14 protein-coding genes are annotated in these 16,048 nt (G+C 68.0%); 7 read left to right on the forward strand and 7 right to left on the reverse strand.

Going from position 1 to position 16,048, the window contains the following annotated elements; translation table 11 throughout:
* Positions 1-142 precede the first annotated feature (142 nt).
* The gene (locus Q8N10_RS04895) at positions 143-1,465 is read right to left on the reverse strand and encodes a diguanylate cyclase domain-containing protein (RefSeq protein WP_304777178.1); all 1,323 of its coding nucleotides are present in this window, start codon (positions 1,463-1,465) and stop codon (positions 143-145) included.
* A 134-nt stretch (positions 1,466-1,599) separates the two neighbouring features.
* Between Q8N10_RS04895 and Q8N10_RS04900 the strand changes: the two genes are divergently transcribed.
* From Q8N10_RS04900 to Q8N10_RS04910, 3 genes are all read left to right on the forward strand, one after another.
* Positions 1,600-2,376, forward strand: coding sequence for an SDR family NAD(P)-dependent oxidoreductase (locus Q8N10_RS04900; RefSeq protein WP_304777074.1), 777 nt, complete (start codon positions 1,600-1,602; stop codon positions 2,374-2,376).
* 3 nt (positions 2,377-2,379) lie between these two features.
* Positions 2,380-2,901 (forward strand): hypothetical protein, encoded by a 522-nt coding sequence (locus Q8N10_RS04905; RefSeq protein ID WP_304777075.1) that lies wholly within the window; start codon positions 2,380-2,382, stop codon positions 2,899-2,901.
* A 76-nt stretch (positions 2,902-2,977) separates the two neighbouring features.
* Entirely contained in the window at positions 2,978-4,111 is a 1,134-nt protein-coding gene (locus Q8N10_RS04910) for a CaiB/BaiF CoA-transferase family protein (RefSeq protein WP_304777076.1), read from the forward strand.
* 120 nt (positions 4,112-4,231) lie between these two features.
* On the opposite strand, the gene Q8N10_RS04915 is transcribed toward Q8N10_RS04910, so the two are convergent.
* A complete protein-coding gene (locus Q8N10_RS04915; RefSeq protein WP_304777077.1) occupies positions 4,232-5,311 on the reverse strand; it encodes a substrate-binding domain-containing protein in 1,080 nt (359 codons plus the stop codon).
* Between the two features lie 310 nt (positions 5,312-5,621).
* Between Q8N10_RS04915 and Q8N10_RS04920 the strand changes: the two genes are divergently transcribed.
* Positions 5,622-6,620: a YihY/virulence factor BrkB family protein gene (locus tag Q8N10_RS04920; RefSeq protein ID WP_304777078.1), complete on the forward strand. Its 999-nt coding sequence runs from the start codon at positions 5,622-5,624 to the stop codon at positions 6,618-6,620.
* Here the strand turns inward: Q8N10_RS04920 and Q8N10_RS04925 are convergent.
* Positions 6,592-6,822, reverse strand: a complete 231-nt coding sequence (locus Q8N10_RS04925) for a sulfurtransferase TusA family protein (protein WP_304777079.1) — start codon at positions 6,820-6,822, stop codon at positions 6,592-6,594. The two genes, Q8N10_RS04920 and Q8N10_RS04925, sit on opposite strands and share 29 nt — an antisense overlap.
* Positions 6,823-6,903: 81 nt before the next feature.
* Between Q8N10_RS04925 and Q8N10_RS04930 the strand changes: the two genes are divergently transcribed.
* Together Q8N10_RS04930 and Q8N10_RS04935 are read left to right on the forward strand one after the other, a co-directional pair.
* A complete protein-coding gene (locus tag Q8N10_RS04930) occupies positions 6,904-8,349 on the forward strand; it encodes an MFS transporter (RefSeq protein ID WP_304777080.1) in 1,446 nt (481 codons plus the stop codon).
* Between the two features lie 169 nt (positions 8,350-8,518).
* A complete protein-coding gene (locus Q8N10_RS04935; RefSeq protein WP_304777081.1) occupies positions 8,519-11,041 on the forward strand; it encodes an ATP-binding protein in 2,523 nt (840 codons plus the stop codon).
* A 110-nt stretch (positions 11,042-11,151) separates the two neighbouring features.
* Here the strand turns inward: Q8N10_RS04935 and Q8N10_RS04940 are convergent, their stop codons facing one another.
* The 3 genes from Q8N10_RS04940 to Q8N10_RS04950 form a co-directional block, all read right to left on the reverse strand.
* Entirely contained in the window at positions 11,152-11,877 is a 726-nt protein-coding gene (locus tag Q8N10_RS04940) for a hypothetical protein (RefSeq protein WP_304777082.1), read from the reverse strand.
* Between the two features lie 2 nt (positions 11,878-11,879).
* Positions 11,880-13,808 (reverse strand): M61 family metallopeptidase, encoded by a 1,929-nt coding sequence (locus Q8N10_RS04945; protein ID WP_304777083.1) that lies wholly within the window; start codon positions 13,806-13,808, stop codon positions 11,880-11,882.
* An 81-nt stretch (positions 13,809-13,889) separates the two neighbouring features.
* Complete coding sequence (locus tag Q8N10_RS04950; protein WP_304777084.1) at positions 13,890-14,243, reverse strand: hypothetical protein; 354 nt, start codon at positions 14,241-14,243, stop codon at positions 13,890-13,892.
* 186 nt (positions 14,244-14,429) lie between these two features.
* On the opposite strand from Q8N10_RS04950, the gene Q8N10_RS04955 reads away from it, so the two are divergent.
* Positions 14,430-15,404: an SDR family oxidoreductase gene (locus Q8N10_RS04955; protein WP_304777085.1), complete on the forward strand. Its 975-nt coding sequence runs from the start codon at positions 14,430-14,432 to the stop codon at positions 15,402-15,404.
* 180 nt (positions 15,405-15,584) lie between these two features.
* On the opposite strand, the gene Q8N10_RS04960 is transcribed toward Q8N10_RS04955, so the two are convergent.
* Positions 15,585-16,019, reverse strand: coding sequence for a cupin domain-containing protein (locus tag Q8N10_RS04960; RefSeq protein WP_304777086.1), 435 nt, complete (start codon positions 16,017-16,019; stop codon positions 15,585-15,587).
* Positions 16,020-16,048 lie beyond the last annotated feature (29 nt).

Genomic DNA, 16,048 nt, shown 5'->3' on the forward strand with positions numbered 1-16,048 from the left:
TCGGCCAGCAAGGCTCGACCCGACGGCGTCAGACGGGCATTCTTATGGACGTTCATCCGGGGTCTCCCGGTTAGAGGTTGGAGCTTCGCAACCCCACTCTCTCAACCCGATCCCGGGTGAACAACCTTCATAGCTTCGACAGTTAGCCCGCCCGCTCCACGGCCCGCGCCGCGGCCTCTTCCAGCGCCTTGCCGACGCCCGCCGCCAGGCTGACCTCGGCGACGCCGATGTCGAACTCCACCACGAAGGGGGCCTTGCCGTCACCGGCCTCGAAGGCTGTGCAGCCGATGACGGCGGCGATGCGCTCTCCGGCCGCCCGGGCCGAGACCTGGGGCGTCGCGGGCAGGGCCAGGGCGAACACCTCGGGCCCGAGGCGTGCAGCCGTATCCTCCACCCGCACCAGGCGGCCGATCATCGAGCCGATCTGCGGGATGGCGCGGTCCAGCCAGCCCCCTTGCCGGGCGGCGCCGACATCGTGGCTCTCGGAAACCTTGAGCACGCACACCGACAGCGGCCGGTTGCGCAGCCGCGAGGCCTGGGCCAGGCGGCCGAGATGGGTGGCGAACAGGTCCCGGGTGAACAGGCCCGTCGCCGGGTCCATCAGGCCCGAGGCGCGCGCCTTTTCCAGCGCCTTGCGAATGGTGGTCTGGCGGCGGTAGGAGCGCGCCAGCTCAATCACCCGCTTGGCGGTCTCGGTCTCCGGCGTCTCGGGCGAGGCCACGTCAGAGATGCCGCGATGATAGGCCTCCGACATGGTCACATAGCTCTCCTGCTTCATGTAGAGCAGGGCGGGCGTGTGATAGAGGCGGGTGTTGCGGCGCATGCCCGCGGCGATGGACAGCGCCTCCTGGCTGTTGTCCCCGGCCCACAGCACCACGGCGTCGAAGGGCCGCTCGTGCAGGTAGTCGAAGGCCGTATAGGCCGTGAAGGCGCCCACCACCTCGGCGCCGGAGCCGGTCAGGGCGTTGGACAGGGCCAGGAACTGCGGCGCGGGCTCGCCGATGGCCAGCACCCGGAAGGGCGTGGGATCGGGTTCGGGGGTTTCCAGCCGCCGGCCGCGCTCGCTGAAGGTCTCCAGCCGCAGCTCGAACTCCTCCTCGGCGATGGCCATGCGCACCAGGGTCTCCAGGCGCAGCACCACCTGGGCCGGGTGCACCGGCGCCGTCAGGGTGAGGTCGAAGTTCAGGCCGTCCAGTTCCGGCCCCGGCGCGCCGATGGCGATCACCGGCAGGCGGCGCGGGGCGCAGGCGGCCTTCAGGCGCTTGGCCAGGGTCAGGGCCTCGTGGCCGCCGCTGGCGAGATCGACGATGGCGGCCTCCACCTGCAGGTCGCTGAGCGCGGCGATGGCGGCATAGGGGCCACGCGCCGTGACGGTGCGCCAGCCAAGCCGGTCCAGCCCCTCGGCGAGCGGACCCGCCAGGGCGTCATCTCGCGCGACGATCAGAACTCGCGCATGGACGCCCAGGGCCATTCCTCAACCTTTGAAACAACAAGACAGCCGACCTTGCCGCTTATAGGCGGGAATCGGGCTGAAGGCAGAATATACAGAGGCGCGCGACCGCGACAGGGACGCGCAGGTCATGGGTGTGGAGCATCGCCATGGACAAGCCGCTTTCGGGCCAGACGGCCATCATCACCGGAGCGTCCGGCGGGCTGGGAACCCATTTCGCCAGGCTGCTGTCCGGAGCCGGCGCCTCCGTCGCCCTGACCGCCCGGCGGCTGGACATGGTCGAGACCCTGGCCGGTGAGATCGCCGGATCGGGCGGCCGCGCCATGGCCCTGCGCCTGGACGTCGCCGACGCCGCCTCCATCGCGCCCGCCTTCGCCGAGATCGAGGCGGGCCTGGGACCGGTGTCCATCCTGGTGAACAACGCCGGGGTCGGCGGGGAGGGGCTGGCGCTCGATCTCACCGTCGAGGAGTGGGACCGCACCTTTGACGTCAATGTGCGCGGGGTGTTCTTCGCGGCGCAGGCCGCCGCCCGGCTGATGTTCGCCAACGGGACCGCCGACGCCGGCCAGGCCCGCATCGTCAACATCGCCTCCATCGCCAGCCATACGGTCCTGCCGGGCCTGGCGGCCTACAACGCCTCCAAGGCCTCGGTCGCCATGCTGACCCGCAGCTTGGCGCGTGAGTGGTCGCGGCGCGGGATCGCGGTCAACGCCCTGGCGCCCGGCTACATCGAGACCGACATCAACGCCTTCTGGTGGAGCACCGAGGGCGGCCAGAAGCAGCTCAAGGGCTTCCCGCGCCGCCGCCTGATGGAGGCGAGCGACCTCGACGCCGCCTTCATGATGCTCTGCGGGCCCGCCGCCCGGGCCATCGCCGGAACCGTGATCACGATCGACGACGGCCAATCGCTGCCCGGCGGGGGGTAGGAAATGGATTACACTGTCAATGTTGACCCGCCGGGCGTAACCGACCCGCACGTGCTCTACCAGTATCGCTTGGGCCTCTTCCATTCACTCTGGGCTACCGTTTATGTGACGGTTGATTTCCTGATCGGAAAGCTTCTGAAGCTTCCGGATGCCGATGCTCACATGATCACCTGGGGCATGATGTTTGGGCCGAAGGCGAAGCTGCTGGCGACTCTGATCAAGCTTAGTGATCACCCCAACAAGCAGGCGCTGATGACCGCGCTGAACATCATTCGTGCTGGCAAGCGAGATGTGATCACGCATGGCTACCAGCTGGAAAATGAAGGTGGCGTCGCGTTTCTGGAGAGGTCCAGAAGCAGTCAGGACTTCCAAACCAAGCTTCACGAATTCACTCGTGACGGATTCAGAGATCACGTGAACGGCTTGGTTGGCGCTTCGAATTCGTTCTTCGAGGCTTCCGGAGCCAAAGCCGAAGATATCCAGGCTTTCGTCGATGCCGCGGGAAGTCTAGCCAAGAAGTCTTGAGTGCATGTGCAGCCCCCTTGGCTGACCGCACGTCATTGGCGCTAAGCTCATGCAAAATCGATTGGGAGTTGAGACTATGCGCCAGGGACCGCTGACCGGACTGAAGATCATCGAGTTCGCAGGGATCGGGCCCGGCCCGTTCTGCGGCATGCTGCTGTCGGACCTGGGCGCAGACGTGGTGCGCATTGACCGCAAGGGGACCGGCGGCGCCTCGCCGGCCAATGTCAGCGCCCGCGGCCGCCGTTCCGTCGGCCTGGACCTGAAGAACCCGCAGGCCATCGAGACCTGCCTGAAGCTGATGGAGGGCGCCGACGCGGTGTTCGAGGGATTCCGTCCCGGGGTGATGGAGCGCCTGGGCCTGGGTCCCGACGCGGCGCTCCAGCGCAATCCCAAGCTGGTCTATGGCCGCATGACCGGCTGGGGGCAGACTGGGCCCTATGCCCAGGCCGCTGGCCACGACATGAACTACATCGCCATCAGCGGCGCTCTGCACGCCATCGGGACCAAGGATAAACCCGTCCCGCCGCTGAATCTGGTGGGGGACATGGGTGGCGGGGCCCTCTACCTCGCCTTCGGCCTGATGGCCGGGATCATCAGCGCCCGGGAGACCGGCAAGGGCCAGGTGATCGACTGCGCCATGAGCGACGGGTCGGCCTCCCTGATGGCGATGTTCTACGGCATGAAGGCCAGCGGCATGTGGACCAACGACCGCCGGGCCAACATGCTGGATGGCGGCGCCCACTTCTACGACACTTACCAATGCTCGGATGGCAAGTGGATCTCGATCGGCTCGATTGAGCCGCAGTTCTATGCCTTGCTGCTTGAAAAGACAGGGATTACTGACCCTGCCTTCGCAGGTCAGATGAAGCGCGGCGAGTGGGACAGCCTGCGCGCCAAGCTGGCCGAGGTGATCGCCAAGAAAACCCAGGATGAGTGGACCGCCATCATGGGCGGCACCGACGTCTGCTTCGCCCCGGTCCTCGACCTGGATGAGGCGCCCAAGCATCCCCATAACGTCGCCCGTCAGACCTTCGTCGAGGTCGCCGGCGTCATCCAGCCGGCCCCCGCGCCACGCTTCTCGGCCACGCCCGGCGCCATCCAGGGCCCGCCGCCCGCCATCGGCGCCCACGACACCGAGGCGCTCACCGACTGGGGTTTCTCAGGCGCGGAGATCGAGGCGCTGAAGGCGACCGGGGCGATGAACGGGTAGGGCGATAGCTCAGGCGTCATCCCGGCCGCCGCGAGGCGAAGATCCAGAACCCAAGGGCCGTACGCTGGCCCCTGGGGCCCGGATCAGCCTGGCGGCCGTCCGGGATGACGGAGTTAAGTCTTACGACGCCGGAGCCGTCATCACCGTCAGCGCCTTCACCGAGGCCTGCTGAGCCTTGTGCTCGGCTTCCGGCAGCGGGATCAGGCCGCGCGATTGCAGGTAGCCGCCCTTGCCGGTCGCCGCGTCGGAGACAAAGCCGTCGACGAATTCCCGCAGGCCCGGCGTCACGCCGATGCTGGCCTTCTTCACGTAGATGAACATCGAGCGCGACAGCGGATAGGCGCCGCTGGAGATGGTCTCGAAGGTCGGGGCCACGCCCTCGATCTTGGCGGCCTTCACCTTGTCCATGTTGTTCTCGAGGAACGAGTAGCCGAACACGCCGATCGAATGCGGCGTCTTCTGCAAGGTCTGGACGATGGCGTTGTCATTCTCGCCGGAGTCGACCCAGAGCCCGTCGGAGCGGATGGTGTGGGTCTTGGCCTTGAAGCCATCTTCATCGGTCTTCTTCAGCGCCGCGAGGGCGGCGACTTTCTCGCCGCCCTTTTCCAGGGCCAGTTCGTTGAAGGCGTCGCGGGTGCCCGAGGTGGGCGGCGGGCCATAGACCAGGATCGGTTCCTTGGGCAGGCCAGGGGCGACGGCGTCCCAGGTCTTGACGGTGTTCGGGACGAAGGCGCCGTCCTTGGGCGCCTCGGCGGCCAAGGCCCCGTAGAGGTGTTCGCGCTGCAGGTCATAGCTCAGCCCCGCCTTGGCGTTGGCCACGACGATGCCGTCGAAGCCGATCTTGATCTCGATGATGTCGGTGACGCCGGCCGCGGCGCACTTTTCGAATTCCGACTTCTTGATCGGCCGCGAGGCGGTGGCGACGTCGGGGTATTGCGAGCTCGCGCCGCCGCAGAACAGCTTGAAGCCGCCGCCGGTGCCCAGCGATTCGACTCGGGCGGGCTTGCCGCCGGTGGTCCGGGCGACGTTCTCGGCCACGCGGGTGGCGAAGGGGAAGACCGTGGAGGAGCCCGCGGCCCAGACCTGGGCGCGGTTTCCGCCGCCGCCGCCGCCAGCGGTCTCGGAGGTGGTGTCGGTCTTCTGGCTGCAGGCGCTCAGGGCGAGGGCCGCGCCGGCGGCGAGGTAGATGGCGGTCTTCATAAGGAAACTCCGATGGAGGGCGCCGCTTGCGGCGGCGCCACAGGGGCTCGGGTCCAGCTAACACCCGTTCTTGAAGTTTATGCGACAATGAGGTGACGCCGTCCCCAAGTGAACATGTTCCGCGAGCGCCGTTCAGCCTGGGTTCAGCGGCCGCTCGGTAATCTGTCCCCAGGTTGGTCGTCGGCCACTCCCGTCCCTCAGGCGGCGGCCCGCCCCGATGGTACGACACGCCCATCGATGGCGCGCCACTCCCCCAGGTGGCGCGCCGCTTTGGCTTGGTCGGTCCTTTGGCGCCGCGTCAGATCGCGGCTTGCCTAATCGGCTGGTCTTGATCACCTTCCGCCCGATGTCGATCCGGGGCCAGATTCAGCGTTTGCGAGACATCGACTGGGACCCGCTGCACTGGGTGCGGCGGACCTTGTCGGTGAACGGCAAGGCCCTGACGCGCCTCTGGGGCCGCGACGTGATGCTCTATGTCGGGGGGGTCTCCTTCTTTGTCCTGCTGGCGGTCTTTCCCGGCCTGGCCATCATGGTGGGGGTCTATTCCTTCTTCGCCGACGCCAGTCAGGCCGCCGCCCAGGCCGAGATGCTGTCTCACCTGATGCCGCCGGTGGCGCGCGGCCTGTTCGAGGGCGAGCTCACCCGTCTGGCCCGCGCGCCCCTGGAGGCGGTCTCGGCTCAGAGCGGCGTGGCCCTGATCATCGGATCCTACGCCTCCCACCGGGGGTTCAAGGCCCTGCTGGCGGGGCTGTCCTTCATTCACGACGACGAGGCCCCGCGCGGCTTCGTGGGCTTCAACGTCATGGCCCTGCTGGTGCTGGTGGCGGCCTTCGTGCTGCTGGGCTTCCTGTCGGCGGCCTTCTTCTACCTGCGCTTCGTGGCCGCGGCCTTCGACATCAAGCCCCTGGCCGGCGCGCCCTGGCTGTTCAGCGAGTGGACCTGGGCCAGCTTCGGCATCACCCTGGCCATGAGCCTGATCTACCGCTTCGCCATGTCCAGCCGCCCGGTGGCCTGGAAGGCCTCCATCACCGGGGGCATGGCCGCCGCCCTGCTGTGCCTGTTCATGTCCTGGGCCAGCGCCTTCTATGTCGAGCAGATCGCCCAGCTGGGGGCCACCTATGGCTCCGTGGCCGCCGTGGTGGTGTTCCTGATCTGGCTGTCCTGGACCGTGAACGCCATCTTCTTCGGCGGCGCCCTGGCCACCGAGATCGAGCTGGCCATGGACGAGCACCGGGCAACGACCGCCGCCGGCCTGCTGGCGGACCTGCGGGGCGAAAAGCCTAGGCTGGTTTCCGGATCAGGAAGCTGAGCGTCCCGGCCTCATCGGCCGTCTCCACCACCTCGAACCCGGCGCCCGACGCGAAGTGGGGCACGTCGATCCGCGCCATGGGGTCGTCGGCGTAGAGGCGCACCTGCGCCCCGGCGGGCGCATCCTCCAGCGCGCGCCGCAGCCGCAGGGTTGGCACCGGGCAGTGGTGGCCTCGGGCGTCGACGATGATCTCGCTGGCCATGATTCTGTGCATAGCCCAGTCGCGCCCTGGAACCCAAGCTTGGCCTGAATGCGTTCACTCCTCCAAAGAGGAAAGCGCCCCATGACCGCAGTCTTCACCACCAATATCCCGGCGCGGCTGGACCGCCTGCCCTGGAGCCGGTTCCACTGGCTGGTGGTGTTCGCCCTCGGCGTCACCTGGATCCTGGACGGGCTGGAGGTCACCCTGGTGGGGTCGCTGTCCCCGGCGATCGCCAGTCCCCAGGGGCTCGGTTTCACCGCCAGCCAGGTCGGCCTGACCGGCAGCGCCTATATTCTGGGAGCGGTCCTCGGCGCCCTGATCTTTGGTCGGCTGACCGACACCTTTGGGCGACGCAAGCTCTTCACCATCACCGTCGGGGTCTATCTGGTGGCCACCATCGCCACCGGATTCTCGTGGGATTTCTGGTCCTTCATGGTCTTTCGCTTCATCACGGGCATGGGGATTGGCGGGGAGTACGGCGCGGTCAATTCCGCGATCCAGGAGCTGATTCCCGCCCGGCGGCGCGGCTTCACCGACCTGGTGATCAATGGCAGCTTCTGGATCGGGGCGGCCCTGGGGGCGGTGGGCTCTATCATCGTCCTGGACCCCAACCTGGTGCCCCAGGAGTGGGGCTGGCGCGCCGCCTTCGTGATCGGCGGGCTCCTGGCCCTGATCATCATCTGGGTTCGCCGCTACATCCCTGAGAGTCCACGCTGGCTGATGACCCACGGCCGGGTCGATGAGGCCGAGACGATCATCGCGCAGATCGAGGCCCGGGTCGCTGAAGACAGCGGCCGCCCCCTGCCGCCGGTCCCCGACGCGCCGCACCTGCGGCTGAAGAGTGATCACCGCACCTCCTGGCTGGATATCGGCCGCATGCTGTTTCACCGCTACCCCAAACGGACAGCGCTCGGGGTGGTGCTGATGGCCACCCAGGCCTTCTGCTACAACGCCATCTTCTTCACCTACGCCCTCATTCTCACCCGGTTCTACGGCATCGCGCCCGCCTCCATCGGCTGGTTCATGCTGCCCTTCGCGGCGGGGAACTTCATGGGCCCCCTGTTGCTGGGCCACCTGTTCGACACCCTGGGCCGCAAGGTGATGATCACCGCGACCTACGGCCTGGCCGGGGTGCTGATGTGCATCATCGGCTGGATGTTCGCACAAGGCATGTTGTCGGCGGTCCAGCAGACCGCGGCCTGGACGGTGATCTTCTTCTTCGCCTCGGCCGGCGCCAGCGCCGCCTACCTGACCGTGGGCGAGAGCTTCCCCCTCGAAGTCCGGGCGGTGACCATCTCCCTGTTCTACGCCTTCGGCACCCTCTTGGGCGGCGTGGGCGGCCCGGCCCTGTTCGGCGCCCTGATCGACAGCGGCGAGCGCCATCAGATCCTCTGGGGCTACCTCTTGGGGGGCGGCCTGATGATCTTCGCCGCGATCGTCGAGGTGTTCCTGGGCGTCAACGCCGAGCGCAAGTCCCTGGAGGAGGTCGCGCCGCCCCTGTCCATGGCCCTCGACGACGCGCCCTAGGGTTACGCTCACTGTCGGCAAGGTTGTAGTTTTGTGGCCGAAACGCCTGGGATGACAGCTAACCCTAAGGGTAATGCTGTCGCAACCATGTCCTAAAGGTTGAATTTCGTAACCTGGGCGCAAGGACTGGTCTGTAGGTTCAGGCTTTCGGTGGGCCGTTGACGGGGCGATGAACTCTCTTTCGCGCAGATTCCTGATCAGCGTCGGGCTGATGTCGTTGGTGGTCACCATCCTGGGGTCCATCGGCGCCTTCGTCGTCTTCCAGCAGGAACTGACAAATCGACAGCTGAGCTATCTCTCGGACTATGTGCGCGAGCGCAGCTCCAACATCGACAAGCGTTTCACCAACCTCACCAACCTGCACAAGGCCGCCGGCGTCGAGCTTGAGCGCCGCATGAACCACCTCTCGGACGCTGACGTGGTCCGGCTGACCGATGACTATTTCCCGGCCAAGGGCGACGGCACCCGCCGCAGCCGCGACGCCCTGTTCGATGGCCACCTGACCGCCTCGGGCCGCTGGATCTACGGGATGGGCGCCTTCATTTCCGACGCCGACCAGGCCTCGATGGCCGAGCGCCGCGCCCTGACGGCGGCCTTCTCCGTGGTGTCCGACTTCGGCCAGGCCGCCCGCAGCGAGTACGACAACTTCTATTTCTTCACCCCGGCCGACGCCCGGCTGGTGATGTTCGGCCCCGACCGGGCCGACCGGTTGATGTTCTACCGCCGCGAGGCGCCTGCCAGCCTCGACGTGTCCAAGGAGGAGATGGCCCAGATCACCCTGCCCAAGAACGACCCGACCCGGGTGACCCGCTGCACCAACCTGCAGCGCCTGATCCAGGACAATATGGGCGAGCGCCTCGCCACCGGCTGTCTGACCCCGGCCTATGTGAACGGCCGCTATGTCGGTTCCTTCGGGTCTTCCATTGAACTCACGGGGTTCTTTCTCAACGCCATACGGACCACCCTGCCGGGCGCCTCCAACCTGGTGGTGACGGGGAAGGGCGAGCTGATCGCCTATCCGGGCTTCGGCACGCCGGGCCGCGCCTCGGAGGACACCGTCGCCGACTACGAACGCAAACTCAGCCTTAAGTCCCTGGTGAAGGCGATCCGCCGGGACGGCCAGATGCACGGCGTGATCGATAGCCCAGATGGCCGCCAGGTGGTGGCCTATGGCCGGCTTGCGGGTCCCGACTGGTACCTGCTGCTCACCTATCCCAAGTCGGCCATCACGCTCTCGGCGGCGCGGTCGGCGTCCTGGGTCCTGGCGATCGGCGCGATCGCCTCCCTGATCCAGACCCTGCTGGTGGTGGCCCTGGCCCGCCGCACCATCGTCTGGCCCCTGCGTCAGCTGGCCGGCGCCTGCGAGCCCGAGGTCTACGGCGTCCGTGACCGCCGTCCCGAGCGGGAGGACGTCAGCAAGATCGAGCGGCGCACCGATGAGATCGGCGTCCTGGCCAACGCCCTGCGTGGCGAGCGCGAGAAGGTCGAGGAGGTGCTGGCCAGTCTGGAGGACCGGGTCCGCGACCGGACCGCCGAGCTGGAGCGCGCCAACGCCGAGAAGTCCCGGTTCCTGGCCAATATGAGCCACGAGCTGCGCACGCCCCTCAATGGCGTCATCGCCATTTCCGAGACCCTGGCCGCCCAGCAGAAGACCCAGCAGAACCGCGAACTGGCCGAGCTGATCGTCTCCTCGGGACGCCTGCTGGAGCAGGTCCTCACCGACATCCTCGACTTCTCGAAGATCGAGGCCGGCGAGATTCAGCTCTCCAACGAGACCTTCGACATGCAGGCCATCGTGCGCCGCATCGCCGAGCTGCATCGCGCGGCGGCGGAGTCCAAGGGGCTGGAACTCGGCTGGACCGTGGCCGAGGCCGCCCGTGGCGCCTTCGTCGGCGACCAGGTCCGCCTGACCCAGGTGCTGTCCAACCTGCTCTCCAATGCCGTGAAGTTCACCCACGTCGGCGCGGTGCGCCTGGCCGTGACGGAGGAGGGCGGGCAGGTCCGCTTTTCGGTCACCGACACCGGTATCGGCTTCGACGACGCCGTGAAGGCCCGCCTGTTCGGTCGCTTCCAGCAGGCCGACGGCTCCATCACCCGGCGCTTCGGCGGCACGGGCCTGGGCCTGGCCATCAGCCGCTCGCTGGTGGAACTCATGGGCGGCGCCATCAGTGTCGAATCGACGCCAGGTGTCGGCTCGGTCTTCACCTTCGTCCTGCCGCTGGAGGCCGCCGAGGCCGCGGCCGCAACCGAGGCGGTGGAAGCCCAGACGGCCTTTGACCTCTCCGGCTGCCGCATCCTGCTGGCCGAGGACCACCCCACCAACCAGAAGGTGGTTCAGCTCATCCTGCAGTCGGTCAATGTCGAGCCGGAGATTGTCGAGAATGGCCAGCTGGCCCTCGACCGGCTGAGGGCCGAACGCTTCGACGTCGTGCTCATGGACATGCAGATGCCCGAGCTGGACGGACTGTCTGCCACCCGCATGCTGCGGGCGTTCGAGGTCGCCGAGGGCCTGGCCCGCACCCCAGTCATCATGCTGACCGCCAACGCCATGGACGAGCACATCCGCGCCGGCCGCGAGGCGGGGGCCGACCAGCACCTGTCCAAGCCGATCCGCGCCCAGGCCCTGATCGAAACCATCGTCCACGCCATCCTGGCCGCCGAGCAGGCGCAGGGAGACCGGGAAGTGGCCTAGACCCTTTCCGGATCAGGTTGAATCAACCTGATCGGATAAAAAGGGTCTATCTTCTTGAATCTAGAGCATGTCCGGGCGGCGAACCGGCGCCCACTTGCGCCTGACATGCTCTAGGTCGCCCGCACCCCGGCTCCGAACTGCGGCAGTCCCAGCCGCGCCGCCACCCGCTGCGACGAGACGTTGGTTGTCTGGGTCGAATAGAACAGGGGCCGGTCCGCCAGCTCGGGCAGGTTCGACCAGGCCGCCGTCGCCGCCGCGGCCAGGCCGCGACCTCGGAAGCCTGGAAAGGCATAGACCCCGGTCTCGGCCGCCCTCGGCCCGATGCGCGCGGCGAAGGCCATGGCGGCGATGGTGTCGCCCTCGAGCGCCACCACCCACGGCTCCCAGAAGTCGCCCACCCCCAGGAAGCCGGCCTCCAGCAGGTGTGGCGGCATCCCCGTCTGCGCCAGTCCGGCCAGCCAGCGGCGCCCCTCGCCGGTGTCGCCGCTGATGATCCGGACGTCGGCGGCGACAGGCCGGGCGTGGGGCAGGCGGTAGATCAGCGACCGGCTGACGCTTTCCACAGGCGCCTCGCGGCCCAGCAGGGCCAGCATGTCCTCCAGGCCGTCCGGGTCGGTCCAGGGATCGAACCACGGCGCCGCGCGGGCCACGAGCGCCTCAATCGCCCGCGCGGTCTCGGCGCCGACGTCGTGGCGCAGGACGGCGCGGACGCCCTCCCGACACCCCGCCAGGAACAACCTCGGCCCCGCCGGTCGGCCGGGCTCGTTCTCGCACACGATGCGGCCGGCCTCGGACAGGCCGAAGATGGTGGCGATATTGGCCTCCAGGGCCTCCAAGGCTATCTGCGCGCCGCCAGGATGTCGTCGAGGCGGGCAGGGGTCCCGGAGATCCGCTCGAAGCGCGGGTAGCGCAGGCCGTCGTGGTAGGCGATCGGCACCGTGCGATAGCGTTCGCCGGCCTTCACCAGCAGCTCGATGGGCGCCTTGCCGCCCTTGGCCGCGGTGACGGCCTCCTTCAGCCGGTCGCCGTCATAGGCCACCCCGTTCACCGCGATCAGCTTCACCCCGTCGGCCAGGCCCGCCTTGAAGGCCGGGCCCTCCCACTGCACCGACACGAACTCCCCGTCCTTGTTCAGCACCAGGCCCAGGGAATAGGTCAGGTCGGTGATCCTGCGCCGGGCCTCTTCGGTCTTGGTGTAGTCGGTCGGGGTGGCGGAATAGACCAGACGGTAGCCGCCGCGCGTCACGCCATCCAGGGGCGCGCCGGGCCCATGTCCGTCCAGACGCTGGCGCAGGAAGGCCGCCCAGTCGTGGGGATGGACGGCGTTCAGGGTCTTGACCACCTCGTCGAAGTCGTAGGTGAGGGGGTCCTTCCAGGCGCCGTCATTCACCCCGAAAAAGGCGCGGGCGAAGTCGTCGAGGGACTTCCTCCCCTTGGTCTGCTCGCGGATCAGGGTGTCGGCGTCGAGCCAGATCAGCTGGCCTTCGGAGTAGTAGTCTTCGCTGCGCTGCCAGCTGTTCCAGGGCTGGGGTTGGCGGGCGGAGATGATCGGGTCATGGACGGTGTCCTGCATGGCCCGCCAGCCACGGCCGACGCGGTTGTCATAGGCCGCCGCCATGGCGGCCATGGCGTCGAGGGCCTCCTGCTTGCTGGACATCCCTGAGCGCGCGGCCAGCACATTGCCCCAGTACTGGGTCTGGCCCTCATAGACCCACAGCAGGCTGTTGCGCATGGGGGTGTTGAAGTCGGCGGTCCACTGGTCGGCGGGGCGGCGGTACTTGCCGTTCCAGCTGTGGACGTATTCGTGCGGCACCACGCCCCGCACGGCCGCCAGCTTGTCCCAGTCCAGGAAGAAGCGCGGCGCCGTGCCGATCTCCGTGGACCTCTGGTGCTCAACCCCGATGCCCCCCAGCTTGTCGCTCAGCGCCACCAGGAAGTCGTAGTGGTCGAAGTGGCGGGCGCCGAACAGCCTGTCGGCCTGGACCACCATCGCCCGGTGCGCCGCCAGGTGGGCCGGCTTGACCTCCAGCAGCTTGGCTTCGTCGGCCACCAGGTTCAGGGTCACCCGCGATCGTCCGCCCGGATCGAGGTCGAGCTTCTTGACGTAACGCCCTGCATATAATGGAGAATCCACCAGGACGTCGAAGCTCACCGGCTTGAACTTCGCCGTGTCGCCGGCCTTGGCCAGGTCCTCCAGGGCGGTGGCGTAGGACCAGCCCTGCGGCAGGCGAATCTCCGGCGCGACCTGGATCTGCCGGGCGAAGTGGCCGGCGGGATAGAGGGCCAGGGAGAACCACTGGACGTGGGTCATCTCGGGCGTGACCGTCACCCGACCCTGGTCTTCGTCGGTGGGCGAGACGTGTTGGAAGCTGAGCTCGACGGCCTTCACCCCGGCCGGGACGTCGATGTGGAAGGCGAAGACGTTGAGCGGATCGCGGGTCCACTTCAGCGGCGCGCCATTTCCGGTGATGGTCAGGCCGGCCAGCTTCTCGATCATGCCCCGCGGGGCGTGCTTGCCGGGGATCCAGGCGGGAAACAGCAGGGTCATGGGCCCGGGCTGGACCACCGGGATCGTCTCGCGCACCCGCACGATGCGCCGGTCGGTGTCGGTTGCGTCCACCGACAGGGTGATCACCCCGGGATAGGGCGTGTCGCGCGGCGCGGCGATGGCCGGCGGCAGGGTCAGCGGCTGCGGCGGGGCGGGCTGGGCGAAGGCGGCCCCGGCGCTGAGCACCAGGACGGAGGCGGCGAGGAGCGCGCGGTTCACGGGCGACGACTTTCTGAATCAGGACAAGGGCTTGGCCCTATCCTGCGGCCGTGACGCGCGCGCGCAACCCCTCGCGGACGATCAACCCATCCTGGCGGGGTTCAGATAGGCGCCGTAGCCCAGGGCCTCCAGGGCCAGCCGCAGGCCGTCCTGGTCCAGGCCGCCGCCCGCGCTATTGGCCGCCGAGCCCTGGTCCTGCAGGCGATAGACGGTCCAGTCGGGTCCCTTGGGCGGGCAGCCGCCGGGCGCCAGCAGCATATGACTCCAGCCCACGAGGGGGGGCTCGCGGCCCGGAGCGATGTCGAATTCCCGGTCATGGAAGGCCAGGTCCATTCCCGCGGCGCGCGCCTCGGCCACGCGCTCGCTCAGCCAGACGTCGAAGGCGTCGAGAATCTGCCGGGCCGACAGCGCCCCGGCGTTCGCGATTTTGCTCATCTGTTCCAAGGCGATAGGCCCAATCCTGTTCAGCCTGAGACTGCCGCACGCCCGTCAATGGCTGGCCAAGAAGTTCGGTGAATAGGGGTTAAGCACGCCGGGCCGCCCCGCCGCCGCGCCTGACGCGGGGTCACGCTTTCGCCCGCGCCCGCCAGGGTCCAAGCTCTCGCCAAAGGGAGAGACGCAATGAAGGACTTCACCGGCAGGATCGCCGTGATCACCGGCGGCGGCACGGGCATGGGCCGCGAGCTCGCCCGGCAGCTGGTGGCCCAGGGCTGCCATGTGGCCATGTGCGACGTCTCGGCGGGAAACATGGCCCAGACCATCAGCCTCTGTCAGGGGGACCGCATCCCCCAGGGCGTGCGCATCACCGCCCATGTCGCCGACGTCTCCGACGAGGCCGCCCTGCAGCGCTTCCGGGACGAGATCAAGGATCAGCACCAGACCGACCACATCCATCTGCTGTTCAACAACGCCGGCATCGCGGGCGGCGGCAGCATGGTCACCGACAGCCGTGCGGCTTGGGAGCGGACCTTCAACGTCTGCTGGGGCGGGGTCTATCTGGGGGTCCGCACCTTCCTGGACATGCTGATCGCCGCGCCTGAGGCCCACATCGTCAACACCAGCAGCGTCAACGGCTTCTGGGCCACCATCGGGCCCAACACCTCCCACACCTCCTATGCGGCGGCCAAGTTCGCGGTGAAGGGCTTCACCGAGGCCCTGGTCACCGACCTGCGGCTGACCGCGCCGCACGTGAAGGCCAGCGTGGTCATGCCCGGCCACATCGGCACCGCCATCGTCGCCAATTCCCGCAAGGTGCAGGGCAATACCGAGAGCGACGACCTGACGCCGGAGGAACTGGCCGCCACCCGCCACCGCATGGTCGCCGCCGGCATGGACCTCTCCGACGTCCCCGACGCCGCCATCCAGGCCATGGTCACCGAGGGCGCGCGCCGCTTCGAACAGGACGCCCCCATGACCGCGGCGGCCGCCGCCACCGTGATCCTCGACGGGGTCAAGGCCGAGACCTGGCGCATCCTGGTGGGCGACGACGCCCGCCTGCTGGACGAATGGGTCCGCAAGGACCCCGAGCAGGCCTACGAACCAGCCTTCTACGAGGCCTTCGTCAAGGCCGTGGGGTGGAAGCTGGGGGGCGGCTGAAGGTCAGCTCATACTTCTCCCCTTGCGGGAGGAGGTGGCCCTGCGGAGCAGGGTCGGATGAGGGGTCGACAGGCCTCTCGGGTTGGGGCGTTCGCAAGATGTGAGGAGAGGGGAGTGCGACCCCTCATCCGACCGGTCGCTGACCGGCCACCTTCTCCCGCAAGGGGAGAAGGGGTCCCATCACTTCCTCACCACCCCCATCTCCTCATCCGGATAGGTCACCACCTCTTCCCCAGGCCGACGCGACCCCACCGCCAGGTAGGTCGCGGGCACATCCGACCGGTTCACCAGATGGTGCCCATTGGCCACCCCGGCCGGAAAGCCCGCTGAAGATCCGGTCATCAGCACGTGCTCTCCGTTGTCGTCGATCAGCACCAGTTCGCCGCTAAGCACATGGACGAACTCATCCTCCGCAGCGTGCCAGTGGCGCAGGGCCGAATAGGCGCCGGGCTTTAGCGTCACCAGGTTCACCCCAAACTGGGTGATCCCCAGCGGCTTGGCCAGCCGCCCCTCCGACTGGCCCGCGAACCACTCGGCCTTGATCGCTCCGGGCCGGGCCCGGTCAGCCCAATCGACCATCGCCGCCTGCGACAGGTGCAGAACCTGGGTTTCCATGTCAGAGACCTCCCGCCTGAAATCATCTT

Origin of the sequence: Phenylobacterium sp., from assembly GCF_030693625.1 — a bacterium.
Classification (GTDB): Bacteria; Pseudomonadota; Alphaproteobacteria; order Caulobacterales; family Caulobacteraceae; genus Phenylobacterium; species Phenylobacterium ferrooxidans.